Source organism: Winslowiella sp. 2C04 (assembly GCF_050037805.1).
Classification (GTDB): Bacteria; Pseudomonadota; Gammaproteobacteria; order Enterobacterales; family Enterobacteriaceae; genus Erwinia; species Erwinia toletana_A.
In genome coordinates this window covers 537,798-561,916 of record NZ_CP188300.1, presented here as the reverse complement: position 1 = coordinate 561,916, position 24,119 = coordinate 537,798, and the positions used below count along the sequence as shown (strand labels likewise).

Genomic DNA, 24,119 nt, shown 5'->3' with positions numbered 1-24,119 from the left:
GGTGCGGGGACAGGATTAATCTTCGGGCGGATCGGGCCAGTTAATATCCGGTGCCAGCGATGTATCCACGCGCGTCAGCAATACGCGGTATTTTCGCCAGGCATCATAGCGGCTCTTTTCTTCATCGGTTGCCATACCCAGCTCAACGGCATCCTGTAGAGGGTTGATTGATGCCCCTGCGACAAGGAGTAACTCTCCCTTTTTTAACTCCGCATTTTCAACATCGGCAATGCTTTTAGCGGCTTCATCCGTCACCCATTGCTCACCATCCCATGTATCATAAGGTGTCGCAGGCTCGATTGTTGTCGTCCCCACTGGATAACCTCCCGGCAGGGTTATTTCAACAGGCTCGCCGGTTTCCGTATTCCATACAGTTTCACCGCGATGATCCGCTAAATATTCCCAGCTATCGTCCGCAATCGTTCGACATACTACAAAACCATCTTTTCCCTCAGGTGGGGCATCAGTACACGCATTCGCGGGGAGTCCCACACCAACAGGAATATACTCTGTTGTTGAAGACAGAATTTCCCGCGTCTCACTATCGTAATTGAACACCACAACATTACCTGCTGTTGTGGCAAAACCGTATTCCAGTACAGCGTTCTGCATTATGCGGCCCTCACAATATAGTTAAATGCAACGTTACGCGGCCTCGTTTCACTGCCAAACATTGCAGAGCCAAGCGCGGCTTTTGCGGTATATGTCTGCAACAATGTGCCCGTGGACGGGTTCGGGTTATATTCGTTGGTTCCATCCGGGTAATAAGCCATTGCTGAATTTCCATCAATAAATACCGCTGTCATCGCGCCATCTCCACCCGTCCCGTTTGTAGTGGGCAACCAGTGCCTGTGATCGAATGACATTCCCCCCTGTGCTGACAGTAATCCACGACCAGTATCCACGCCACGACCATCGTCCCAGCCACGAATAAACTCACCACGCAGATCAGGTAATTTCAGAGCAGGATACGCCTGAGCCAGTTTTGGATATTGCGACGCAGTAAAAGCTGCACCGTTGCATTTGAGCCACCCCGCCGGAGCTATAGCAAGAGGCCATGGGACTGGCACTCCAACCGGCAGGGCCGAACCCGCCCCCAGGCCGAGGTTATTCAAAAATGCGGCAACGTCAGCAATATCCGCACCGTTTTTGCTGATCTCCATCTTCCCCGCCAGTGCATTTGTCATCGTGGTAGCGAAGTTAGGATCGTTACCCAGAGCGGCAGCCAGCTCATTCAGCGTATCCAGCGCACCTGGCGAAGAATCCACAAGTGCAGCAATAGCTGATTTTACAAAAGCGGTAGTGGCAACCTGTGAATTGTTAACCGTCTGTGCCGCAGTGGGCGCTGTTGGCGTCCCGGTCAGAGCCGGGCTTGCAAGCGGCGCTTTCAGTGCAAGCGCGTTATTAATCGTGGAACTAAAATTGGGGTCATTATTAATAGCCGCAGCGATTTCTTTAAGCGTGTCCAGCGTGGCTGGGGCACCGTTAATCAGGGCAATCAACGCAGCCTGCACAAAGGCCGTGGTGGCAAGCTGTGTAGTATTGTTACCTGCCGCCGCCGTCGGTGCTTTCGGCGTGCCGGTGAATGTCGGGCTGGCTTTTGGCGCATACTGCGTATGGGGATCGTTAGCGGCGATATGCTTTGCCATCAGGTCATCGACATACACCTTTAGCTCCAGCACCTTGTCATCCACATACTTGCGGGTTGCCAGCACCACTGCAGGGTCAATTTTCAGGGTGATATTATCGGTACTGCTGGTAATCAGCACCATGCGCACGGTCTGCGTGCGTCCGCTGCCCTCAGCCAGCTGCGGCTTGTAGCTCTCCGGGCAGTTGCCCACAGCAATCAGTGCGCCGGTTTCATCAAACAGACCAACCTCACGAATCCACCAACCGCCCTCAGTTTCGGGGATCACCTGCTCAGCAATAATCTGACTGCTGTTCTGCGGATCGATGTACAACATATTGAGGGAAGCGCGGCGTTTTTCAGCAACCAGCGCTGTCTGCTGCGCGCTTGGAGTTGGTAGCACGCCGCCACCGTCACCCACAGCCATCTGGGTAATTTTCAACGGGGCACCGAGCGCGGCGGCGCTTGCCAGTTTCGCCGCGCCGATATCCGTCAGCAGGGTATAAAATTTTGCGCTCATGGATTCACTCTCATTGTGTCAATAACATGGACCGCTCCGCCCTCATAAGCGGTGCCGCCTGAAATAATGGTTTCGTTGATATACGGGTAGATCGTGATTTCTTCGCCGGTATAGGTAGCTGCGCCCACAAAATAGGGGCCGCTGGTCTGCAGGTTGATGGACATGCCGATCAGATGGCGGCTGCAGGGTTTAGCGTCACCGATCAGGCGCTCCAGCTCCAGATAGGTTTCTTCCGTAATCCCCTGGTCCTGCACGCCAATGTCCAGGCGAAACGTGCCCGGTTGCTCGCCGGTCTGCCACCACTCAATGATGCGGATCAGGAAGCCGAACGGCTCGACCACGCGCCGCACGGCGCTGGTTGTCCCCTTGTGCTGATGGATATAGAAAGCGTCCTGCACCACCCGGCGCTTGACGCTCTCCGTCCAGCTTTCGTCCCAGCGGTCAACGGAAAACGCCCACGCCAGATACGGCAGAAAGCTGACCGGACATGTTGCCGGGTTCCACAAATCGCGCAGCGGCACCTGCAGATCGGAAATGCCGCTGCAGGTCTGCGCCAGTCGGCGCTCAAGCGGCGATGAACCGGGCGGCAGCAGGCTATTCATCCGTGCCCCCGTTGGTCACGCTCCATTCCGTACAGGACGCCGCCTGCGTCTTATCCAGCACAACATCTGCAAGCGGGGAGGCAAGCTCCACACGCTGAACACCCTCAACATGTAGCGCGGCATAAATGGCACTGCGACGGATATCACGACCCAGCCGCGTCTGGCTGGCGATGTACTTCTGCAGGCTGGCTTTTGCCGCCGCCATCACCGGCTCAGCTTCCGGTCCCGGATAAAGAAAAATCGTTGCATCCACGCTGTACGGGATAATTTCGGCGCTGCGCACCGTCAGGCGGTCTGCCACCGGGCGCACGTTCTCGCTGTTAAGCGCCTGCTCCACCACCGCCAGCAGATCAGCCCCTGCCGTACCGTCACCCTCACGGCTCAGCACGGTAAGCACCACCTCCGCCGGTGCCGGGCTGGTTGCGCTGGCGTCTGCCACGCGCCCGTCTGCGCTTTTGGCGTGAAACTCATAGGCCGCCGTCGGTCCCGCAACGGACAACCCCTCAAACGCAGCCGGAACACGCAGGCGTAGCGCCTCATCGCTTTCCATGACGGCTGCGACCGGCGGCACCGCGTCGTTGTCAGCAGGCGTTACCGTCAGGCGCTTCACGTTGTAGTTGGCTGCCAGCTGATCGAGATCGCCACCGATGGCATACGCCACCATGACCGCCTGCGCGGCCTCGTTAATACGCTGGCGCAGAAGTATTTCGCGGTAGGTGCTTTCCTGCAGCAGCTTGGTGACGGGTTCAGATTCCAGCGCCAGCGTGCGCCGTGCCGCGTCCTGCTCATCCTCAGGATAAAGGGCCACAAAAGCGGCCTTTCGCTCAGCAAGCAGCGTCTCAAAATCCGGCACGTCCACTATCTGCGGCGCGGGCAGCTGGGAAAGGTCAATCACTGCCATTGTCTGCTCCTGTTGATACCGAAAGGGAAACCGGCGCGCCGTTGTTGCGCTGCCCGGTAAGCTCAACCACCATGGAGCCGTCAAAATTGCTGCTGATGGTGATGGAATCCAGCGTAAGTCGTGGTTCCCAGCGACTCAGCGCCACATAGACCGCAGACATGACCTGCAGGCGCAGCGCCGGGTTCTGCGGCTGGTCAATCAGGGCGGACAGCAGGGAACCATATTCCCGGCGGGCGATCCGGCTGCCCTGCGGGGTCAGCAGAATATCCCGCACTGACTGGCGCAGATGATCCGTATCAGTAATGGCCTTGCCGTTGCCCTGGCCCATGCCGATATACAGCGTCATACCGGGCCTCCTGACGTATCGCCGCCGGACTTCACGCCGGTGTGACCGTGTTTATCCACCACGATCCCGTTGGAACTCATCGCGCCGCCGCCCTGGGTGACGCCGCCATTGATCACCACCTCACTGTTGATGCGCGTGGTGTCAGCCTCCACCACAAACTCACCGGTTTTGAGGGTGATATTGTCCGCCGCCTCGATCACCATGGATTTGATACCCCGGACATGCCACCGCCCGGTGGCGGGTTCATACTCAAACCAGCCCCCGTCCGGGTACTCCGTCACGCAACCGTCCACGGAATCTGACGGCGGCGCAAACTGATTGGAATAGATGGCAGGCAGCACAAAAGCGGTTTCCAGATTGCCGCCCATGCTCAGCACCACCACCTGCTCATCCGGCGACGGACACCACCATGTACGGGCACCACCGGCACGCAACGTCAGCCAGTTAATCCAGTTGGTTTCAAGCTCGCCCACTTTCACCCGGCACAGCCAGTTTTCCCGGTCCACTTCGGTCACGGTGCCGGTGCGAATCAGGTTGGTGATAAGGCGCATAATTTCGGTCAGTTGTGCATTCATAACGAAAGGTTGCCATCAGAGGGAAAAGGGAGGCAGCGCGGGCGCTTGTGCCAGCGGTGGCACAAAGATCACCCCGCCAGCCAGCGCAGCAGGGTGTCACGGGTGATGGTTTCCACTTCATCATTCACGCCCAGCAGGCGGCGCTCTGCGTAGCGGACCTCCGGGCCTTTTCGGCTGACGCGATCGCGCAGGCCGTAATGGTGAACACGGGCAATGCGCTGCACCTTGCCATCAAACTGCACGCTGGCGGAGTCCGCACTAGCGGCGGTTTTCAGGTATTTTGTGGTACGAAGCTTTGCAAACATCTGACGCTTGATGCGTCCCTTCTTGCTGCGGGCTGTCACCCGGCGCGGCTCATAGCCGCTGCCGTCAGGATTACGCTGCAGCCTGATGTTCTGCTGCTGCGTCCGGCGCAGCTGTTGCGCCAGTTGCCGCATCATACGGTTGCGTGCGGCAGGCTCCAGATTTGCCAGCAGCGCCGTCAGCCAGTCATCCACCCTCTGCAGATCATCCACGTTTCACCGTCCACATTTCTTCGGGTTCGTCCGGCTCCGGCACGGCTTCAACGCTCGACACGCTGCCATCAGTGCTGACCAGCACGCGCTCCGTCAGCTGCAGGTTCAGGCTGATATCGCACACATCGTTGCGCAGAATATCCACTTCAAAGGTGAACAGTTTTTCGCGCAGATCAGGGTTATTGATGGCGTCCGGCTGGCTGGTACTGAGCCACAGCAGGACTGGAGCCATCAGCAGATTCTGGTCGCCGCTGAAATCCTCGATCACCACGTTCAGGGTATAGCGGTACTCCCATGACATGGAGCTGGCACCGGTTGCCACCAGTGAGCCGTTATCAACGAAAAGGTGCAGCTTGTCCGGGTTGTCGCGGACATAGGCAACCGCTTTATTCAGGGCGCTGCGTAAGGACTGCGGTTTGTTCACTGTCTCGCTCCTGACACGCAATAATCGTGTCCACTTTGTCAGCACAGACCGCCCAGGCGGCCTCGGTTTCATCCAGCACCGCATTCAGATCGCCGTTACTGCGCGGCGCTGACCTTTCCAGGCGGCACTGCGTCACTCTGGGACAGCCACTCACGGTAAGCTGCACCTCCGGCGAGGGCCGGACGCTCCCGCAGCCGGATAATGTCAGCAGGCAAAGGAGTATCAGCCCAGCGGCGCAAATCCTCGTTTTCACGTTTTAGCTCCTCGATCCGGCGCTGACGGCTTCGCAACAGTGCGGTGGTCTTCTCCGCTGCCGCATAAAGCCGCGTCTGCTCCCGGCTGTTGGTTTCGGTCAGAATGGACAGGCCGATCAGCTGGCTGTTTTTCTTCGACAGCTCCTGCGTTTTGCTTTTAAGCGCCGCACCCTGCGTTTCGATGGTGTGGCTGGCATTGCTTAGCCGCCACGACTGCCAGCCCAGCGCCGCAAGTGCCAGCACCAGCACTATCGCCAGCGCACGCATCAGGCCGCCATCGGTTCATGAAGCTGCGCGCGTGCAATCTGATACAGAACCAGCGTCAGCAGGTAAAACACCAGGGTGATCACCCATCCCGAAAACGCCAGGCACAGAACAATAAGCAACCTGATTACCCATGTACGCACGAGTTTCACAGGGTGCGCCCTGAATTTCAGCAATGCCGCCCTGACCTCATCGCGCGCCCTCTCTCCGGCGAACCACCCGACGGTGCACAGCGCAGCAAGCAGCCAGGCGAGGAAGCATGACACCCAGACAGACGCACCAACCAGAACCGGCGCACCGCTGCGCGGATACAGCAGGCTGATAACCAACAGCGCAGCCCATGCCAGCTGGAAAAAAACGCTCATGACTTTCTTTTTCATTCCGTTATGCTCCTTTTAAGCACCAGGCCATTTCCCGCGCGCGGCGGTTGTCCAGCCCCTGATTAAACACACCTTTGACATACACCCAGCGCGGCAGCTGATGGCAGGCATCCGCCCAGCGCCGCTGGTTCAGCAACTTAACCAGCGTGGAGCTGCAGGCGTTGCCGGTGCCCACGTTGAAAGCAAACGACACCACCGCGTCATAGACCTTTTGCGGCATCGGCTGCACCACACATTTATCCAGCGCCCTCTCTACGCGCAGCACATTGGTGATAAGTCCCTGCGCCGCCTGCCGTTCCGTGATGGTTTTGCCCGGCACCACACCAGATGTATTGCCGATCCCGTCGGTCCACACGCCCGCGCTGCACTGATAAGGCTGCAGGCGGCATCCCTCGTAATCGGCAATCAGTTTCAGCCCCTCGACGGAGGTATGAAGCGACTGGAAACCGGGCAGCGTGGCGGCGATAGCCAGCACCGCCCCGACAAGGCAGCGCTTAACGATTGAAGGATTCATATTCCCCCCGGGAAATTTTGCCGCCACGTAACAATTTGAAAGACTGGTGTTTGTAGTACCAGTTGATAGCCAGCATGAGCACACCAATCAGTACGCCGCCAACCGTTGACGCATCCTTGAGCGACAGATCTCCCAGCCATGCCAGCAGCACGGCGATGCAGTAAGTGATAAAGGCGCTGATTCGTTCAAGCGTCATAATTCAGTCCCATAGCTGGACGGTCTGCGCCGTGGTTGACGCCGTAATGTCCGGCAGCTCCACCTGCAGCCCGTGCGGTAAAAATGGGCCGTACTCAGCCAGCCCCGGATTTGCCTGCAGAACCTGCTCAGTGACACCCTGCGTGCGCCCGTAATGACGCCAGCAAAGCGCGTCCACCGTGTCATACTGATGCGCACGCACTTTCATCAGATAAGCTCCACCGTACAGTGCGGTGCATCCTGCACCCGGCTGATGGCCCAGCGGGCATCACGCCACAGATCGCCGCTGGCCTCCGCCAGCTCCTCCCCTCGCTTCACGCCTGCCGCCGTGGCGTCATAGTCCTGATAACGCTCATTGAGCACAGCGCGCGCCCAGCAAAAAACAGCGTTGTGGTAGTGCTGGATACGCTCGCTTTTGCCATCCAGCATTTCTGCGGGAACCTCAGCAAGTGTCCGCCAGCCCAGCATCTGTTGACGGTTGCGGAAGTCGTACAGCTCAGCGTTAACCTCAGAGATCGCCGTCAGCACGACCTGCTTTAAACGCGGCTGCGTCACCGTGCCATCAGTGCGCATCACACTGCGAAATTCCGACAGGTCCACATCAGGCCAGAACGGCGTATTTTTGATGACCTCCTCCTGTTCCGGTGCCTGTTCGGGCGCAACAAACTTCATGCGGCTTTCTCCTGAATAAGTGGGCGGTGGACGGGGTTTTGATGTGGCAGTGCCTTTCGCCACCCCGTGCCGCCCGTGCGCGGGGCACGTTCTTTAGCGGCTGTCATTGCGCAGTTTGCGCTCCAGCTGCTGCTTTTCTTTTTTCACGCCACAGCGGGGATCGAGCTGCAGCGCATGGGTAAGGTGATTCAGGGCAGATGCTGGGTTGCTTTCGCTCAGTACAGCGCCGATGGCTTTATGCAGGCGCGCCCGCGACTGGTCCGGCATATCCAGATCGGTTGTCAGGTCCAGCGTCTGCAGGAGCAGATCGGCATCAAAACCAGCAGCGGCAAGCAGGGCGCTTTGCGCCGCGTCTGCCATTTCTTCTGCCAGCACGGTCTGCACGTTACGGTTGCCCAGCGGCATCACCCAGCCATGGCGCAGCGCATGACGCCCGATTTCCAGCGCACCGGCATAATCACCGGCGTCGATACGCCACAGCATCACGTACATCAGCACGTCATCATGCTGCGCACCTCCGGCAGCCAGCACGCCCTCCGCCCAGGCGGAATATTTCGGCAGCAGCTCCACCTTGATTTCCGCCTTTTTCACCGTGGACTGGACGCCCTTGAGGCGGCGACGGTCTTCTGCCAGCTGCAGCAGCATCAGGTCATAGCCCGATGCATGGCGAACACTGCCACCCTCACGGGCGGCCTGTTCGGCCTGAATGCGCAGGCGGTGCTGCCGTGCGGGACTCAGGCTCATGCGTTATTCCCCACCTTCCGGTGCGGCAGGTGCGCTGAAATCACCGATTTCGATGTTTTCAACCAGCGCCGCGCAGCGGTAGTCCTCGACCACATACGCCTCGTTGACGGACTCAAAGTTTTCAATCCGGTCACGTTTCGGGTTGTCGATAACAGAACGGCGGCGGGTATCTTCCTGCCAGTAGATGGACAGGTTATCCAGACGGGTGATCAGCAGGGCATTTGCAGGGAAGTAAGGCGCACGCACGGCCTGCAGGCCGCCCATACGTTTCTGGCTGATGATCAGATCGGCGGCAATTTTCTCGCTGTTGTCCTGCTCTTTGTTGACCAGCGGGAAATACTTGTCAGACAGCAGTTCACGTCCGCAGACGACAACCAGATCGTCATCATCCTGATAAACCGCGCCGATCAGCTCGTTGACGGCATCCATCACCACGGCGTCCAGGTTGGCATAGTCGCCGCCCTTGCCCACTTTGACCGCGCCTGCAGTCGTTGCACCGTCTTTTGTGGTGCTGCCCATGACGTGATCAGGCGCGTCTTCGCGGATTTTCTGCAGCCAGCCTTTATTGACGTCCTGCAGCAGCGGGTTTTCAGCACGGCTGGAGGTTTTGGCACGCTTCACGCCGTTAAAGCCGATCATGATGCGGTCCAGCGCCTGACGCTTGACGATGGCGTTGCGGATACGCACCTGGAAGTCCTGGAACTTCGCCCACAGGTCCAGTTTTGCGTAGGTCAGCACCGTGTCAAAGTTGGTCTGTTCGCATTTGTATTCCACGTCTTCCATCAGCGTCGGATCGGTAGGCTCGCGCTCTTTGGTGGTAGTATCGGTGGTTCCGGCAATGGTGCTGCCAACGCCCAGCCCCAGCAGCTGCCCGGACTGCTCAGTGACCGGCGTGATGTTAATCAGCGTCAGGAAAGCGGCGGACTGCTGGATCTGGTCTTCCAGAGTCTGCTGCACGGACGGCTCTACGGTGAACTTACTGGAGAGTTCTTCAATCTCCACACCGTTCAGGCGCGCCAGCTGCTGCAGGTAAGCGTTAAAGGCAAAGCGGGTTTTCTTTTTCATCGGGTTTTTGCTCCATCAGCAATTGGTCAGGGTGCCTGCCGGTGCGTCACCGCCCGGCGCGCGCTGGCGGTAGTCTTTACGGCTGTCTTCGCTGCTCAGCTTTTTCTCAAGCTCGGCAAAGGCGGTCTGCTGCTCCTGCAGGGAGGACTCCAGCTCAGAAAGGCGCTTGTCCTGTTCTGACAGGGATTTATCCGTGCGCTCGCTCAGGTTCTGCTGCTCGGTGGCGACCAGTTCCACGGCTTTATGCACGTCGGAGAAACGCGCCTCATCGGTCTGCTCTTTTTTGGTGAACAGCGCGGTGACGCGGGCAAAGAGGGACGGCTTTTCGTCCTGGGCTTCTTCCAGTTCGATCAGCGTTTCAACCGCTTCCGAAAACAGGTTTTCAGGGTTCTGCTTACGGTTCGCCAGCGGGTTATGCGCGGCGCTGGCGCTGAATGCCAGCATTTCGGTGCCAAGGCTCGCCGGATCGTCCGTCGCACCCAGCCCCACAAGGTAGGCTTTGCCGGTGTCGGCAAACTTTGTGCTGACCTCCATGGAGGTGAAAAGCTTCTGGCCTTTTTTCACCAGTTCCACCAGGGCGTCCGTGGGTTCGATATCGGCATAAAGCGCCATCTTGCCCGCCAGCGGCTCGTCCTTGATTTCTTCTGCTACCAGCCCCGTCACCCTGCCGTAGCGGTTAAAGGTGCTGTCCGGCAGATAAGACTTGATGTGCTCAAGGTTAATCAGCGCGGTATAGACCGTCGGGTTATAGCTGGCAGCCATCTGTACCAGCCATTCACGCTGGATTTCGCGCCCGTCAGTGGTGGCACCTTCCACCCCGATACGGAAACGCTTTGCTTTCACTGTCATGAGCCGTGCTCCGTTAGAAATAACTTACTGGAGCCTTATGTTTGCGGTGATGGGGGGAGTGAAACAACGCGCGGCACTTGTACGGTAAACCACACAAACCGCAGCCGGGGAAAGCCGTCAGGCAAGGCCGTATGTTTGGGCCATGAACACGACACTGACCCCCGCAGACCTCGATCCCCGTCGGCAGGCCATGCTGCTGTACTTTCAGGGATACCGCGTAGCCCGCATTGCTGAAATGCTGGGCGAGAAAGTTGCAACCGTTCACAGCTGGAAGAAGCGCGACAAGTGGGGCGACTATGGGCCGCTGGATCAGATGCAGCTCACCACCGCCGCACGTTACTGCCAGCTCATTATGAAGGAGCAGAAAGAAGGGAAAGACTTCAAGGAAATTGACCTGCTGGCGCGTCAGTCAGAGCGCCACGCCCGAATCGGTAAATTTAACGATGGCGGGAACGAAGCAGACTTAAACCCGAACGTTGCCAACCGTAACAAAGGACCACGCCGCCAGCCCGAAAAGAATGTTTTCACTGATGAACAGACCGAAAAGCTGGAAGAAATCTTCCGCAACGGCATGTTTGAATATCAGCGCCACTGGTGGCAGGCGGGCGTAAAACACCGCATTCGCAACCTGCTTAAATCACGCCAGATCGGGGCAACATACTTTTTTGCCCGTGAGGCGCTGATTGATGCCATCACCACAGGGCGCAACCAGATTTTCCTCTCAGCCAGTAAGGCGCAGGCGCACGTCTTTAAGCAGTACATCATCGACTTTGCAAAAGAGGTGGATGTTGAGCTGAAAGGCGACCCGATGACCCTCAGCAACGGTGCGTGCCTGTACTTCCTCGGCACCAACGCCCGCACGGCGCAGAGCTACCACGGCAACCTGTACCTTGATGAGTATTTCTGGATACCGAAATTCCAGGAGCTGCGCAAGGTTGCCTCCGGCATGGCCATTCACAAGAAATGGCGACAAACCTACTTCTCCACGCCGTCCAGCCTGACCCACAGCGCCTATCCGTTCTGGTCCGGCGCGCTGTTCAACAGGGGCCGCGCCAAAGCGGACAAGGTGGACATTGACCTGACCCACAGCAACCTTGCGCGCGGCGTGCTCTGCCCGGACGGACAGTATCGCCAGATCGTCACCGTGGAGGATGCGGTGTGCGGCGGTTGTAATCTGTTCGACCTCGACCAGCTGCGCATGGAGTACAGCCCGGACGAATACCAGAACCTGCTGATGTGCGAATTTATTGACGATTTGGCGTCGGTGTTCCCGCTCAGCGAACTGCAGGCGTGCATGGTGGACAGTTGGGAAGTGTGGGCAGATTTTCAGGCGCTGGCGCTCCGCCCGTTTGGCTGGCGCGAAGTCTGGATCGGATACGACCCGGCGAAAGGCACGCAGAACGGTGACAGTGCCGGGTGCGTGGTGGTGGCACCGCCAGCCGTACCGGGCGGCAAGTTCCGCATTCTTGAGCGGCACCAGTGGCGCGGGATGGACTTCCGCGCCCAGGCTGACGCCATCAAAAAGCTGACGCAGCAGTACAACGTGACCTATATCGGCATCGATTCGACCGGTGTCGGTCACGGTGTCTACGAGAACGTGAAAGCGTTCTTTCCTGCGGTGCGGGAGTTTGTCTACAACCCCAACGTCAAAAACGCCCTGGTGCTCAAGGCATACGACATTATCAGCCACCGCCGTCTGGAGTTTGACGCCGGACACACCGACATTGCTCAGTCCTTTATGGCTATCCGCCGGGCCACCACCGCCAGCGGCAACCGCCCGACCTATGAAGCCAGCCGCAGCGAAGAAGCCAGCCACGCAGATTTGGCCTGGGCAACGATGCACGCACTGTTTAACGAACCGCTGCAGGGCGAAGCCGCCAATACCAGCAACATTGTGGAGATTTTTTGATGGGAAAGAGGAATAAAAACCGCGCTGCAGCTAAACAGAGCAACGTTCAACAGAGCAGCGGCGTATCTGCAGAAGCATTCAGCTTTGGCGACCCGATCCCGGTACTGGACCGCCGAGAGCTGCTGGACTATGTGGAATGCGTGCAGATGGACCGCTGGTATGAGCCGCCGGTTAGTTTTGACGGCCTGGCGCGCACCTATCGCGCCGCCGTGCACCACAGCTCACCAATTGCTGTGAAGCGTGACATTCTCAGCAGTACTTACATCCCGCACCGCCTGCTCAGCCAGCAGGCTTTTGCCCGTTTCGTCCAGGACTATCTGGTATTCGGCAATGCCTACCTGGAAAAGCGCACCAACCGGCTCGGTGGCGTTCTATCGCTGGAGCCAGCACTTGCGAAGTACACACGGCGAGGCGTGGACCTCGACACCTACTGGTTTGTGCAGTATGGCCTGACCACGCAGCCCTATGAATTTACGCAGGGCAACATCTTTCATCTGCTTGAGCCGGATATTAACCAGGAGATTTACGGGCTGCCCGGCTATCTCTCCGCCATTCCGTCAACCCTGCTCAACGAGTCCGCAACGCTGTTCCGCCGGAAGTATTACATCAACGGCAGCCACGCGGGTTTCATCATGTACATGACCGACGCAGCACAGAATCAGGAGGACGTGAACAACATCCGCCAGGCAATGAAAAGCGCCAAAGGGCCGGGCAACTTCCGCAACCTGTTTATGTATTCGCCCAACGGCAAAAAGGACGGCATCCAGATCATCCCGTTATCAGAGGTTGCGGCGAAAGATGAGTTTCTGAACATCAAGAACGTGAGCCGCGATGACATGATGGCAGCGCACCGCGTACCGCCGCAGATGATGGGCATTATTCCCAACAATACCGGCGGCTTTGGTGATGTGGAAAAGGCCAGCCGCGTCTTTGTCCGCAACGAGCTGATGCCGCTGCAGAAGCGACTGCAGGAACTTAACGACTGGCTGGGCGAAGAAGTGATCCGCTTTGAGCCGTACACGCTGGGCCTGACAGAAGACAAGCGCAACGATTAATATAATAAAGGCAGCAGCAATTGCTGCTGCCTTTATATTAACAATTCTTATTTACTCCACCACGCTGACTGTCCATCCAAGTAAATACTACATTCTGGTATATAAATAGTCTTACTATTCCATGCAGTTTTTCTTTTTGGCGAAAAGTCTTTCGCTATATTTACTGTTTGCCCAGCGAGTGGCGTTTTATAACGTTTTGAAAATTTATAGTATCCACCTGCGCTTCTCTCATTCCCACCCGACTCATACCATGTGCTTTCTTCAACATATAATTTATAATCAGAAAAATGATATGGGATCACATCTAATCCAGAAACCCAATAATATACCCTGCCATAATAGGTAGCATGACACCACTTTTCCCACGCTGACGGGCTAAAGCGATCTTCAACAAGTCGCGTGCTGAACAGTGACAGCCACAGCACATGTACACCTAAACGTTGATATTCTTTGGTGCGTCTTGTTATTTCATTTACTGTAAGAATGCTGCGCTGTACTTCAATAGCGACTGGAACATTGTTTATCACAGCATACACATCAGCTACCGCACTACCAAGATCATGCTCTATGTCAACATCTCTAACATTCGGCATTGAAAGCAACAATTTATAAATAGATTCTTTGCACTCTCGGTGTTTTTCAGTCTCACCCTGACCTCTGTTGCAAGAAAATGGGGGTTTATGGGCAAAGTGATGAACCTTAATTCGCCCCTTCTTTAAAACCAATTCTTTCTTGCATCCAATGCAAAAAAATGGCCCTTCCTCTTTTTCGCAGTCTTTCGCAAAAACCTTTCCGTTCGTCGCACTTCGCGTACCAGCTAGCATGTCATCATCCTGAAAAAATGAACATGAGACTTTAATACTTCCTGTAAAATTGTACGTCAATCATAGCTTAAGAGTTATACGCGATTCTGCGTGTATAGATCGCATTCTGCGGGGCATTTCTTTTTTTGCGCCCATTCCTCCCCCTCACCAATTAAAGCCGACAGCGTGCCGGAGATTGCGCCGGATTTTTGCCATTTCACCCCGTTGCGCGCGCTCGTATCCCCGCCACGCCTGCCCGCTTTGTGTAGTGGTTTTCATGCACCTGCATGACATAAGCAAAAGCCCGCCAGTTCTGGCGGGCCTCAGCAAAAACGATCCTCAAACGATCATGCGGATTCATGCAGCATAGTCATGCACTACCCTGCTCTGCGTCGCCAGCAGTCCTTCTCCTGCGTGTGGATGGCTTTTTACCACCCAACTTGCGGCAGTCTTTCCGGTCACGCGCTTCGTCTTCTTTAAATTTGTTATACGTTTCAGTATCAAAAAACGAGATGGTTTCAACTTCGTCTTTAGGGATCAGCACACGGAAATCCTGGATATTCAGGCGCGACATCCCACCGATAACACCGCTTTCGAGATAGTGCTGATGATAGTTTGTCGTGATATTTATCGTTAGGTCGTCTTTGTCACGATATCCGCTCAGCATGGGTAGAATTTCAAGGTGTTCCGACAATCCATTTTCCAGCGCCGGACACGTCACCAGCCCTACATAGATTTTGCGTGATGAAAGCGTAGCAATGATAGGAAACTGGCGAGCTGATGCTTCCATGAGCAGTGATTCAAAAGCATTGTTTCCCACTGCCTTTGCCAGTGCATCCCAACGGCGATCCCCCTTTGAAGTACGCCGTTTGTTTAGCCAACCGAACAGGGCCGCCAGAACTATTGAAATCACAACCCACGCGATCTGCTTAATTTCATTGATGCGCTGCGGTTTATCGGTTGTGGTGGATAACATCCCGTTAAAGCTGTCTGGAGTCAGATTCAGCGCATTGGAAAGCCAGCGAAACCCACCACTGATGTTAAGAGCGAAGGTAAGGAAGCCGCCAGCGAGGAAAAATACAATTCCCCATGCAGCCACAAAAAAATAAGCGTCCCAGCCATTGGAACGCTTATATCTGTAACGTGTTGAAAGTGATAGGTTTACATATATAAAACCACTAACCAAAATCACTGCTAAAAGTAATGTTGCCATTATCGGGTTCTGTAATAATATTTTGCTTTGACAGTGCTCGTTTTGATGCCTTCAAGCTTATCCATCTGATCTCTGATGGCTTTCATAGCTTCTTCGTTGGACAAATCTACGGACACAAAACCATCTTTACTCAGATTGAGCTTGTCCTGGTTCTCTTTCAGAACCCGTGCCAAACGTTCAACTGGATTACCCAGCCTCAATGCGGCGATACTTGACATAACCCCTCCTTCTTATATGGCGCGGAAGTGTACACTTCGTCACCAGCAACCACAACTGCAAATTCCTTATAACTAAGACAACCGTTTTAACTGTTGGTTGCGTTACTTAACTTAAGTTCATTGCCCCTAATCGCGCAAGATGTTTCTGCCTTAAACCACTGCATTTAGCATATATAGTGCCTCTTATGAGAAGTAGGCACTAACAAAGACAATTTCTAACGCCTCGCGTGGCTCGTTGTTCAACCTTGCGGACGGTAAAAACCAGTTTTATCGTCCGCAACGTTCGCTAATGTAACCAGCTGTCGTCCTCCCAGACCTGCTGCATTATTTCCATCACTCGCTTTTTGTCTTCATCCAGCTTTAACCCGCTCAGCTCAACGCCATTGGCGCTGCCCTTACGGATACGAATTGCTGTTTTGGGATACAGAGGGCGCAAATTACGGTAAAGCTCGGATTCAAGGGCGTCCAGTGTAGCCTGGCTAATCTTCTGCTCTTTATCGATCATTATTTCAATGCGCATACAGATCCCCCTTAACTGGTGACGTCCATTGACCGACAGTATTCATGGCTGCGGATTTTCGCCATCAGCTCGTCGGTCATTTCGGACACCCACTGGATAGCCAGCCGCTTTTCTTCGTCGCTACACTCACTAGCCGCTACAAGCTTGATAAAAAAATCAATGCGCTGGAGTTTCAACGACTCCAAAAGATAATCCTGCATTTTCCCTCCTATCACTACTACGGACACACAATAACTGTATGTATACCCACTGGTTATAAATACAGTATAATGGGTTTTAGCGAATGTAAAACGTTTTTTATCTGTCAATTAGATCGCTCTGATGCGGATCAATAAGCGCAAGAATTGTTAAAGCTGCGGCATCAGTACCACTGACGCCATTTGTCATCTTCCTGCAGACGGTGGTTGCGGTAAAAAATACGCAGCCCGGCACCTGACGGAATACTGCCGCCGCGCAGAAGCAGGTCAATCTCTGACTCGCTACCATCGAACCCTCTGGAATTCAGTTCTGCCTCAAGCTGCAGGCGCTGCTGATCCGAAATAGTCTGTTTGTATGCTTTTTTCCGCTTCGGTTTTACCAGCCTTAGCCTGGCTGTCAGCTCCCGCCGTTCCTTCTGGCCCATGCTGTGGAGATATTCCTGCAGCTCCTTCTCATCCATGGTTTTCATATCGGGTAAATCCCCCCCTGATTTGTTCAGATTTTCAACAGGGGGACAGTTATTGCCACGAGTCCAAGGGGCGCAAGCGCCCTGGTCGGCTGCCGCCTCCTGAACGTCAACGGCCTTACGAACCTTTTTCCACTTCACCGCGTGCGTGCAAATCTTGCCCTCTGCAATCGGGGACCAGATGCCATAGATACGAATACCGTGATCGCCGTAGGCGCTCGGTTCGTCGTTAAGCTCATATGCCGTGCGGACAAGGTGATGTTTGCGGGGAACCAGTACACCGCCCTGCTTCATGATGTAGGTGGCAAAGCAGCCCGCATCTGCAGCCGCCAGTACCGCATCCAGACGCGGGTTATCTAGTACCGGTGCGCCCGCTTTGCGTTCGCCCTGCACTCTCGTCGCCTGACCAGCCAGCAAGCGCAGCTCGCGGTATGCCTGACGCCCCGGAATACCAAAGAAACGGAACTGCTGGACACGGTGCAGTGACGCCCAGGCGGTTACATGCTCGGCACTGTCACGCAGTGATCTGCCGGTTTCTTTGCTGATTTCTTTAGCCAGCCCGCGCCCGTCTATGTTCTTGCTGATGTATTTGGCGATGTAGCTGGTAGGCGTGCCCTTGCGCGGGTTGATTAGTTCGGACTTGAAGCGCGGCCCGGTATTGGTGCCCAGTTCCTCGCGGTCTTCACGGATGGCAAACTTGCGCAGCATCGCAGTGATTGAACGGCGGTCTTTTTTGCGCATGAAGCACAGAAGATGCCAGTGCACGGTGCCGTCATGGTGCGGCTCTGCCACGCGGACGCCATACCATCGCATCCCGGCCTTGTGCATGGCCTTGCGGAAAGCGGCGAACGTATCAACCAGATAGTCACTGCTCTGCCGGACGGTAGCGTTGGTCCACTTCGGATTAGGTCTGCCGTTGTTGAGCGTTGCGTGGAAGCGTGACGGGCAGGTGATGGTATAGAACACCGCGCAGTCTCCGCGCATTTCCGCTATCAGCTCCAGCCCCTTAACGCAGGCCATCATTTCATTACGGCGGTGTGCCGGGTTGCTGTTGCTGGCGTTCACCACGTCTTCCATGTCCAGCGTGTCGCCGTCTTCGTTGACCAGCTCATGCGAGCGGAAGAACTCCAGCGATTTGCGGCGCTGCTCGCGTTTGTGGATCACGGCTTCATAGCTGACATACGGGGACGCTTTTTTGTTGACCAGGCAAACGGCACGCAGCTGTTCCTCCCGCCACTCGCAGCGCATCTGCCACAATTTGCGATACCACCAGTCCGCGCACAGCATACGCGCCAGCGATGATGGGATCAGTTCATAAGGCACCGGCCTGCGGCGGTGCTTTTTGCGGCGTAACTGCTCAAGCGCTGGCGGGATGACCTCAAGGCGCATGGCTTCTGCAGCAACCCTTTCCCATGCCTGGCGGATTTCCTCTGGTTTTACATCATCGCTGACAAACAGATCACCGCAGGCCGCATCGAGACACATGCTCATATGTGCCGCAACCAGCGTGGAAAGGCGCTTGACCTGATCCTGATTCATTTCAGGCAGTACCAGCAGCCCCTCCAGCCCGTCATGACTCGCCATGAACCGGAAAGAGGCAGACACCTGACTGTCACGCACGCGCTCCAGCCGCTCAAGACACGGCCTGATGGTTTCGCGCAGGTAGCGGGAATAGGCTTTTGCTCTGCCCAGACTATGGAAATATTTAATCCGCTCCAGCAGAGGCTTGCTGATATGGGACGGCATGGCGTTAACGTCAGACAGAATGACCAGATCGGGATTAAAACGCTGCTGCTCGCGCGCCATTTTGGCGTGGCTAATCAGCCGGTCCTGCTCCATTTCACGCTGGACTGGATCACGGGATTCATTGAAGAAATAGCGTTCCCAGACCTCATCACTCAACACCTCACGGCGCAGCTGTTCCTGCTCGTTATCCGCAGCGTAAAGAGCGATCAGGTTTGAAAGCGCGGACTCCGGCGCAACTTCCGCCGGGTCCAGATATGGGTTAACCGCTTTTTTGGGGTTATTCCATGAAAAGGCCACGGCGGCCTCATTCGAGCCGCCGGCGGTTGGTGCAATATGTAATGTGAATTTACTCACTGCCACACCCGCACCTCAGTTTCCACCGAGATATCTGGGCCGGATGCCAAATCGACGCCAAACCAGCCTGCTGATTTTGTGGCGATGATTTCTGCTGCAGATTTACTCTCACCGGCAGCCACACCCATGCTGCGCTTTGCAGTGATGCGATGGCGGGTAAAATTACGATAAAGCGAACGGGTCAGGTACGTGTCGCTGTTGGACACGATAACCGGATGACCTTCTGATGACCGGCGCTCAAGAATAGACGCCAGATGATACTGATCATCCTCAGTAAACCCGGCGGTATGATAATCAGTGAAAGTACCGTCATAAGGCGGGTCGCAATAAACAACATCGCCAGGCACCAATAAGGCCAACGTTTCGTCGTAGCTGGCACAAATGAACGTTGCGCGAATGGCTTTCGCTGCAAAAGCGCGGATTTCGCTTTCCGGGAAATAAGGATTTTTATAATTACCGTAAGGGACGTTAAACTCTCCCTTTTTGTTATAACGGCAAAGCCCACGGTAACAGTGACGATTTAAGAATAAAAAAAGCGGCGCGCGCCATTCAGGGTCTTTATCGTAATTGAATGAATCACGGCTATCATAATAACCATCTTCACTATTAAAGACTTTAAACAGATGTTTGGCACGCTCAATAAAAGCAGATGCGTCTGTTGCTATGTCACGATATAGATTTATTAAATCAGGGTTAATATCCGCGACAAGATAATGAGGATAGTCTGTCGCCATCATTACAGCGCATGAACCCGCGAAAGGTTCAACCAGTCGCGGGCCAGCAGGAAGGTGCTTAATCAGTTCCGGCATGATGGCGGTTTTATTTCCCGCCCATTTCAGGATAGTGCTCATACAGCACCCCCGTTGTAGTGTTTGCCTTTCAGCTCTGCGATTTCCTGACAAGTGACGCAGCACTGCACGCCCGGAATGGCGCGGCGGCGAGCTGGCGGGATCGGCGCATCACAATCAATGCAGAGAACACGGGAAACGCCCGGTGCTTTATTGCGGGCGGTGTGGATGTGGCGCTGGCGTTCTTCTTCAACGCGCTGCTGTACGAGGTCCATTGAATCAGCCATTAGTGGATCTCCTGCGCTTCGTTCTGAATCTTCACAGCTTCCTGACGCAGCAGCTCAGCCGCTTCCGTGTGGTTAAGCTGACGTGACACGATACGGGCAGCTAAAGAATCCAGACGCGCAGCCATCACATCTGCGCGTCCCCGGCGTTCTTCTTTGCGTGCCTCAGTCAGCAGCAGGTTGAGTCCAGCATCATCTGGTCCTGTTTTAGTGGTACGGGTTTCAATATTTCGCATAGTTGTTTCTCCTGAATTGGGGCAATAAGAAGCCCGGCGGGTTTACGCCATTAATTTCTGTTGTGGATTAATTCGGCATGGTTAGCCGCTTTGGAAATAAGCTCACCACTGCACGAAAATGATTCATTGCTTTCACCAGTTCCCGCTTTTCGTCAGTAGTCAGATCACTAATATTGACGCCGTGACGTTCTGCCGGAATTTTTGCCATATAAAAAATGGCTGCCAGTGCCCGCTCATTCTGTTTATTATTTACGTCGCGTGGATCGCGCATATCTTTAATAAACCTTTCAAGCTCCGGCTCAATATTCAGACCAAACACTTTAGCCCTCAATTCCGCAATATGGTTTAGTCCGTCCAGGCGTTCACCGGGGCTTAATGGAACAGTCGCCGTAGCGCCTTCAATAGCCATGATTTCCCCTGTTTGGTTGTGGACAGGTCAGCCAGCAGTTCATCCTGAGAGCGGCACGGGTGCCAGCGTTTGCCATCCTTGCCCATGATCCATCCGTGACCGTAGTGCATTGCCGGGCTTTGCTTTACGAGAAGTGACGCGAAAGATGGTTCTTTAGTCAGCATAACCACCTCAGATCAGACCAAACGAAGCGCCGAGGCCCGTCACGGTATCCACCGCGCTTGCCATCGCAGGGTTAGCCTGCAAACGCGCCTGCATCGAAACGGCAGCCAGTGCCATCAGACGAGTAACAGAGTTAATGCTGCTGATAACATCGCGGCGGCCTGCGGTGGTTTTCACATCACCCGATACGGCACCAGCGGCAACACGTCCGATTTCAGCAGTAGCGCTCATGACGTAATGCGGTAGCTTCTCTTTTGCCACTTCGTTCATCGGCACGCATGGCAAGCAGTGAATCTGAGCCAGAAAGCCGTCAACCAGCGTGGAGTCCTCAGTAAGATCGGTAAGCAGCCAGATTTCCGACGGCGTGAGCTGATGCGGTTGCTCCGGGTTCAGCTTGTTACGCAGCGTCTGGACGTTCATTCCCGCGCGTTCTGCCAGCTTCGCCATGTTGTGACGCAGCGCAAAAGCCCGGCAGGCTTCGTCAAAATGCGGATGTTTGGAAACACGATAATCAAACATGATCCCCCCTTACCTTTGCCATAAAGTGAATTACGAACCAATAACAAGTTGAAAACGTGAATGACCCAGAGCTTTACGCATTTGCTCTTCTTTCCAACGTGCGTAGTAAATGCGGATGGGACCACCGGCTTTTTTACAACCTTTACGTATTGTGCGCGGTTCAATTGGCACGCAAGGATTATCACCAGTTGTCCAGCGATAAGCAGTACGCTCGGAGACACCTTCCAGCTCAGCAAACTGCTGCAGGGTAACGATGGGGGCTGGTACTTTGATGATTGCGATTTCAGAAGCCATGATGCATGATTCCCTATTTACTGTTTTAGACAATGTTGGCCTCTCATTCCCCAATGTTTGCCAACATACACACCTCACTGATGAGCAATGTAATTAACTTTTGAGCATTGGTCAACATGGAAAACACTAATGAGCATAAACAAAAACACTTTTGAGCCTCTAACTATCCTTAACAGGATCATCTCTGTTTATGGCTTCACCCAAAAATTGCAGCTCGCAAATCACTTTGAAATGTCACCAAGTTCCCTGCAGAACCGATACACACGCGGCACTATCTCTTACGATCTAGCGGCGTTCTGCTCGCTTGAAACTGGTGCAAGTCTCAGGTGGATTCTGACCGGGGAGGGGGAACAATTCGAAACCAGCCCTTCAATCACTGATCCTAAAAAAATGGATCTTTATATTCTCAAGGATGGTGTTCTTGAGAAAAATTCCATATTGAGCATTGACCCTAATATTTTGAGTACGCAGATATCAAAAGGGATTGCAGTTCGAGCAGAAGGAAAGTTGCATTTTGTTGATCAAGATTCCCCACATTCCGATGGCCTATGGTTGGTAGATATTGAAGGAGCAAACAGCATTCGCGAGTTAACCATTCTCCCCGGTAAGAAACTCCACGTTGCAGGTGGGAAAGTGCCCTTTGAATGCGGCTTTGATGAGATAAAACTGATTGGTCGAGTGGTGGGTATCTACAGTGAGGTTAACTGATGGCGATCCGTAAAAACCCTGCTGGCGGTTGGATTTGCGAGCTTTATCCGAACGGGGCAAAAGGCAAACGCATCAGAAAGAAATTCGCCACCAAAGGCGAGGCGCTGGCGTTTGAACAGTACACAGTACAAAACCCGTGGCAGGAAGAAAAGGAAGACAGACGCACGTTAAAAGACCTAATTGACTCATGGTATAGCGCTCACGGTATTACCCTCAAAGACGGTCTCAAACGCCAGTTAGCGATGCAACATGCTTTTGAGTGTATGGGCGAACCGCTCGCACGCGATTTCGATGCGCAGATGTTTTCCCGCTACAGGGAAAAGAGGCTAAAGGGTGAATATGCCCGTTCAAATAGGGTTAAAGAGGTATCGCCTCGAACACTTAATCTTGAGCTGGCCTACTTTCGCGCAGTGTTCAATGAGCTTAATCGGCTTGGCGAATGGAAAGGAGAAAACCCGCTAAAAAATATGCGCCCTTTCCGCACTGAAGAAATGGAAATGGCCTGGCTAAATCAGGAACAGATCGCCGTACTGCTTGCTGAATGCCAGCGCCATGAAAATCAGGATTTGGTCAATGTGGTAAAAATTTGCCTTGCGACTGGCGCACGTTGGTCTGAAGCCGAACAATTAAAAAAAAGTCAGCTCACAAATTTCAAAATCACTTATATCAACACGAAGGGCAAAAAAAACCGCACCGTCCCTATTAGCAAGGAGCTATTTAATACCCTACCAGATGACCGAGCAGGTCGGCTATTTAGTGATTGTTATGGCGCGTTTAGGTCTGCTCTTGAGAGAACAGGCATCGAATTACCGGCAGGGCAACTGACCCACGTTCTGCGTCACACCTTCGCCAGTCACTTTATGATGAATGGTGGTAATATTCTGGTCCTGCAACGCGTCCTCGGCCATACTGATATTAAAATGACGATGCGATATGCCCACTTTGCCCCTGACCATTTAGAAGATGCTGTTAAGCTAAACCCATTGGCGATGAGTGGCGATAAAGTGGCGGTAGAAATGGCGGATAATGGGTAATTAGTGGCAAACAATGACAACCTATGTCAATGATAAATAATGCAAACTATTGATTTTCGGTTGATGCTGTATGAACTCATAATCGCTTGGTCGCTGGTTCAAGTCCAGCAGAAGGACCACCAAAGTTTAGATTTGAAATCCTATAATAAGCCAGTCTAATGAATGATTCTTATTTCCCCCATTTCTGAGTAGCGATATCTCTCCGCACACTTTATGCCACCCCCTCCAACACTCCAGCGTGCCTGTGCAGATCAATGATTACAAAACATGTTAATGCTAAAATTATTACGCGCTGATACATGTTTTACTTCTTTAAAAAGGAAATTTGAGTGAAAAATATGCTGGGTTTTGTACTGTTGACTGCCACTTTCTACGCAAACGCGGGCTTTGTAAATCCGATGGATTTTGATGGTTCAGAAGCGCAGAAGCAGGAGGTAATCGATTTTATTCAGACTCAAGTCAAAAAAGATTATTGCGAGGGGGCCATTGATATGTGCCAGGACACGACCCTCCGCATGATGGAAAAACAAAACCTTAACGCTTTTAAAAAACTAACGCAGGCTAATAACAAAAAGATCCTCGATAAGGTGATTGCAGATTATTGCGAGGGAGCGATTGATATGTGTAATTATTCAACTCTAAGCATGATGTACGATCAGAATCTTAAAGCCAGTAATGAAACGCTGAGTTGGTAATTAAAACATTTAAAACATTCCGTAATCCTCACGTTAGCATCATTAAAAAAAATGGCGGGAT

The 24,119-nt window shown here is 54.1% G+C and carries 36 protein-coding genes; 5 read left to right on the top strand and 31 right to left on the bottom strand.

The window, feature by feature from the left end:
- Positions 1-15: 15 nt before the first annotated feature.
- From ACP3TC_RS02505 to ACP3TC_RS02420, 18 genes are all read right to left on the bottom strand, one after another.
- Complete coding sequence (locus ACP3TC_RS02505; protein ID WP_426817456.1) at positions 16-612, bottom strand: tail fiber assembly protein; 597 nt, start codon at positions 610-612, stop codon at positions 16-18.
- Positions 612-2,147, bottom strand: coding sequence for a phage tail protein (locus tag ACP3TC_RS02500; RefSeq protein ID WP_426817455.1), 1,536 nt, complete (start codon positions 2,145-2,147; stop codon positions 612-614). Before ACP3TC_RS02500 ends, ACP3TC_RS02505 begins: the two co-directional genes overlap by 1 nt.
- A complete protein-coding gene (locus tag ACP3TC_RS02495; protein ID WP_023226481.1) occupies positions 2,144-2,749 on the bottom strand; it encodes a phage tail protein I in 606 nt (201 codons plus the stop codon). Before ACP3TC_RS02495 ends, ACP3TC_RS02500 begins: the two co-directional genes overlap by 4 nt.
- Positions 2,742-3,650 carry a baseplate assembly protein gene (locus tag ACP3TC_RS02490; protein WP_426817454.1) on the bottom strand — a complete coding sequence of 303 codons (909 nt, stop codon included), beginning with the start codon at positions 3,648-3,650 and terminating at the stop codon, positions 2,742-2,744. The genes ACP3TC_RS02495 and ACP3TC_RS02490 overlap by 8 nt, the downstream gene beginning before the upstream one ends.
- Positions 3,637-3,996, bottom strand: a complete 360-nt coding sequence (locus ACP3TC_RS02485; protein ID WP_045329999.1) for a GPW/gp25 family protein — start codon at positions 3,994-3,996, stop codon at positions 3,637-3,639. The genes ACP3TC_RS02490 and ACP3TC_RS02485 overlap by 14 nt, the downstream gene beginning before the upstream one ends.
- Complete coding sequence (locus ACP3TC_RS02480; protein WP_062933657.1) at positions 3,993-4,571, bottom strand: phage baseplate assembly protein V; 579 nt, start codon at positions 4,569-4,571, stop codon at positions 3,993-3,995. The genes ACP3TC_RS02485 and ACP3TC_RS02480 overlap by 4 nt, the downstream gene beginning before the upstream one ends.
- Positions 4,572-4,639: 68 nt before the next feature.
- Entirely contained in the window at positions 4,640-5,086 is a 447-nt protein-coding gene (locus ACP3TC_RS02475) for a phage virion morphogenesis protein (RefSeq protein WP_426817453.1), read from the bottom strand.
- Positions 5,079-5,510, bottom strand: coding sequence for a phage tail protein (locus ACP3TC_RS02470; RefSeq protein WP_058111945.1), 432 nt, complete (start codon positions 5,508-5,510; stop codon positions 5,079-5,081). Before ACP3TC_RS02470 ends, ACP3TC_RS02475 begins: the two co-directional genes overlap by 8 nt.
- Complete coding sequence (gene lysC, locus ACP3TC_RS02465; RefSeq protein WP_223151184.1) at positions 5,473-5,721, bottom strand: Rz1-like lysis system protein LysC; 249 nt, start codon at positions 5,719-5,721, stop codon at positions 5,473-5,475. The genes ACP3TC_RS02470 and lysC overlap by 38 nt, the downstream gene beginning before the upstream one ends.
- Positions 5,606-6,034, bottom strand: a complete 429-nt coding sequence (gene lysB, locus ACP3TC_RS02460) for an Rz-like lysis system protein LysB (RefSeq protein WP_426818229.1) — start codon at positions 6,032-6,034, stop codon at positions 5,606-5,608. The genes lysC and lysB overlap by 116 nt, the downstream gene beginning before the upstream one ends.
- Positions 6,031-6,408 (bottom strand): DNZ54_00345 family protein, encoded by a 378-nt coding sequence (locus ACP3TC_RS02455; protein ID WP_426817452.1) that lies wholly within the window; start codon positions 6,406-6,408, stop codon positions 6,031-6,033. Before ACP3TC_RS02455 ends, lysB begins: the two co-directional genes overlap by 4 nt.
- 4 nt (positions 6,409-6,412) lie before the next feature.
- On the bottom strand, positions 6,413-6,922 hold the full coding sequence (locus tag ACP3TC_RS02450; protein WP_001069919.1) for a lysozyme: 510 nt from the start codon (positions 6,920-6,922) through the stop codon (positions 6,413-6,415).
- Complete coding sequence (locus ACP3TC_RS02445; RefSeq protein ID WP_000171565.1) at positions 6,903-7,118, bottom strand: HP1 family phage holin; 216 nt, start codon at positions 7,116-7,118, stop codon at positions 6,903-6,905. The genes ACP3TC_RS02450 and ACP3TC_RS02445 overlap by 20 nt, the downstream gene beginning before the upstream one ends.
- A gap of 3 nt (positions 7,119-7,121) precedes the next feature.
- Positions 7,122-7,325 (bottom strand): tail protein X, encoded by a 204-nt coding sequence (locus ACP3TC_RS02440; RefSeq protein WP_000868184.1) that lies wholly within the window; start codon positions 7,323-7,325, stop codon positions 7,122-7,124.
- Complete coding sequence (locus ACP3TC_RS02435; protein WP_426817451.1) at positions 7,325-7,789, bottom strand: head completion/stabilization protein; 465 nt, start codon at positions 7,787-7,789, stop codon at positions 7,325-7,327. Before ACP3TC_RS02435 ends, ACP3TC_RS02440 begins: the two co-directional genes overlap by 1 nt.
- A gap of 93 nt (positions 7,790-7,882) precedes the next feature.
- A complete protein-coding gene (gene gpM / locus ACP3TC_RS02430) occupies positions 7,883-8,533 on the bottom strand; it encodes a phage terminase small subunit (protein ID WP_426817450.1) in 651 nt (216 codons plus the stop codon).
- A gap of 3 nt (positions 8,534-8,536) precedes the next feature.
- Positions 8,537-9,598 carry a phage major capsid protein, P2 family gene (locus tag ACP3TC_RS02425; RefSeq protein ID WP_426817449.1) on the bottom strand — a complete coding sequence of 354 codons (1,062 nt, stop codon included), beginning with the start codon at positions 9,596-9,598 and terminating at the stop codon, positions 8,537-8,539.
- Between the two features lie 15 nt (positions 9,599-9,613).
- Positions 9,614-10,447, bottom strand: coding sequence for a GPO family capsid scaffolding protein (locus tag ACP3TC_RS02420; RefSeq protein WP_426817448.1), 834 nt, complete (start codon positions 10,445-10,447; stop codon positions 9,614-9,616).
- A gap of 142 nt (positions 10,448-10,589) precedes the next feature.
- Between ACP3TC_RS02420 and ACP3TC_RS02415 the strand changes: the two genes are divergently transcribed.
- Both ACP3TC_RS02415 and ACP3TC_RS02410 read left to right on the top strand, forming a co-directional pair.
- Positions 10,590-12,356: a terminase ATPase subunit family protein gene (locus ACP3TC_RS02415; RefSeq protein WP_426817447.1), complete on the top strand. Its 1,767-nt coding sequence runs from the start codon at positions 10,590-10,592 to the stop codon at positions 12,354-12,356.
- Positions 12,356-13,411, top strand: coding sequence for a phage portal protein (locus ACP3TC_RS02410; protein WP_426817446.1), 1,056 nt, complete (start codon positions 12,356-12,358; stop codon positions 13,409-13,411). The genes ACP3TC_RS02415 and ACP3TC_RS02410 overlap by 1 nt, the downstream gene beginning before the upstream one ends.
- 47 nt (positions 13,412-13,458) lie before the next feature.
- On the opposite strand, the gene ACP3TC_RS02405 is transcribed toward ACP3TC_RS02410, so the two are convergent.
- The 13 genes from ACP3TC_RS02405 to ACP3TC_RS02345 all read right to left on the bottom strand — a co-directional run bounded on the left by ACP3TC_RS02405 (position 13,459) and on the right by ACP3TC_RS02345 (position 21,621).
- Positions 13,459-14,235 carry a competence protein CoiA gene (locus ACP3TC_RS02405; RefSeq protein WP_426817445.1) on the bottom strand — a complete coding sequence of 259 codons (777 nt, stop codon included), beginning with the start codon at positions 14,233-14,235 and terminating at the stop codon, positions 13,459-13,461.
- A 349-nt stretch (positions 14,236-14,584) separates the two neighbouring features.
- Positions 14,585-15,427, bottom strand: coding sequence for a hypothetical protein (locus tag ACP3TC_RS02400; RefSeq protein ID WP_426817444.1), 843 nt, complete (start codon positions 15,425-15,427; stop codon positions 14,585-14,587).
- Positions 15,427-15,645, bottom strand: coding sequence for a hypothetical protein (locus ACP3TC_RS02395; RefSeq protein ID WP_063812755.1), 219 nt, complete (start codon positions 15,643-15,645; stop codon positions 15,427-15,429). The genes ACP3TC_RS02400 and ACP3TC_RS02395 overlap by 1 nt, the downstream gene beginning before the upstream one ends.
- Before the next feature lie 286 nt (positions 15,646-15,931).
- Positions 15,932-16,165 carry a DinI family protein gene (locus ACP3TC_RS02390; RefSeq protein WP_001217561.1) on the bottom strand — a complete coding sequence of 78 codons (234 nt, stop codon included), beginning with the start codon at positions 16,163-16,165 and terminating at the stop codon, positions 15,932-15,934.
- An 11-nt stretch (positions 16,166-16,176) separates the two neighbouring features.
- Positions 16,177-16,365 carry a hypothetical protein gene (locus ACP3TC_RS02385; RefSeq protein WP_048977490.1) on the bottom strand — a complete coding sequence of 63 codons (189 nt, stop codon included), beginning with the start codon at positions 16,363-16,365 and terminating at the stop codon, positions 16,177-16,179.
- A gap of 161 nt (positions 16,366-16,526) precedes the next feature.
- A complete protein-coding gene (locus ACP3TC_RS02380; protein ID WP_426817443.1) occupies positions 16,527-18,935 on the bottom strand; it encodes a replication endonuclease in 2,409 nt (802 codons plus the stop codon).
- Complete coding sequence (locus ACP3TC_RS02375) at positions 18,926-19,780, bottom strand: DNA adenine methylase (RefSeq protein WP_426817442.1); 855 nt, start codon at positions 19,778-19,780, stop codon at positions 18,926-18,928. Before ACP3TC_RS02375 ends, ACP3TC_RS02380 begins: the two co-directional genes overlap by 10 nt.
- Positions 19,777-20,004 (bottom strand): TraR/DksA family transcriptional regulator, encoded by a 228-nt coding sequence (locus ACP3TC_RS02370; protein WP_013098805.1) that lies wholly within the window; start codon positions 20,002-20,004, stop codon positions 19,777-19,779. Before ACP3TC_RS02370 ends, ACP3TC_RS02375 begins: the two co-directional genes overlap by 4 nt.
- Complete coding sequence (locus ACP3TC_RS02365; protein WP_001744223.1) at positions 20,004-20,237, bottom strand: DUF2732 family protein; 234 nt, start codon at positions 20,235-20,237, stop codon at positions 20,004-20,006. The genes ACP3TC_RS02370 and ACP3TC_RS02365 overlap by 1 nt, the downstream gene beginning before the upstream one ends.
- A gap of 67 nt (positions 20,238-20,304) precedes the next feature.
- Complete coding sequence (locus ACP3TC_RS02360; RefSeq protein ID WP_000963477.1) at positions 20,305-20,646, bottom strand: DUF5347 domain-containing protein; 342 nt, start codon at positions 20,644-20,646, stop codon at positions 20,305-20,307.
- The gene (locus ACP3TC_RS02355) at positions 20,610-20,810 is read right to left on the bottom strand and encodes a phage filamentation protein Fil family protein (RefSeq protein ID WP_032442472.1); all 201 of its coding nucleotides are present in this window, start codon (positions 20,808-20,810) and stop codon (positions 20,610-20,612) included. The genes ACP3TC_RS02360 and ACP3TC_RS02355 overlap by 37 nt, the downstream gene beginning before the upstream one ends.
- A 7-nt stretch (positions 20,811-20,817) precedes the next feature.
- Positions 20,818-21,327, bottom strand: a complete 510-nt coding sequence (locus ACP3TC_RS02350; protein WP_015386351.1) for a phage regulatory CII family protein — start codon at positions 21,325-21,327, stop codon at positions 20,818-20,820.
- A 30-nt stretch (positions 21,328-21,357) separates the two neighbouring features.
- Entirely contained in the window at positions 21,358-21,621 is a 264-nt protein-coding gene (locus ACP3TC_RS02345; RefSeq protein ID WP_045406986.1) for a hypothetical protein, read from the bottom strand.
- Positions 21,622-21,750: 129 nt separating this feature from the next.
- Here ACP3TC_RS02345 and ACP3TC_RS02340 point away from each other — a divergent pair, with 129 nt between their 5' ends.
- The 3 genes from ACP3TC_RS02340 (at position 21,751) to ACP3TC_RS02330 (ending at position 24,058) form a co-directional block, all read left to right on the top strand.
- Positions 21,751-22,329, top strand: coding sequence for a phage repressor protein CI (locus ACP3TC_RS02340; RefSeq protein WP_426817441.1), 579 nt, complete (start codon positions 21,751-21,753; stop codon positions 22,327-22,329).
- Positions 22,329-23,363, top strand: a complete 1,035-nt coding sequence (locus ACP3TC_RS02335) for a phage integrase (protein ID WP_426817440.1) — start codon at positions 22,329-22,331, stop codon at positions 23,361-23,363. The genes ACP3TC_RS02340 and ACP3TC_RS02335 overlap by 1 nt, the downstream gene beginning before the upstream one ends.
- Positions 23,364-23,701: 338 nt before the next feature.
- On the top strand, positions 23,702-24,058 hold the full coding sequence (locus ACP3TC_RS02330) for a hypothetical protein (RefSeq protein WP_313857810.1): 357 nt from the start codon (positions 23,702-23,704) through the stop codon (positions 24,056-24,058).
- Positions 24,059-24,119 lie beyond the last annotated feature (61 nt).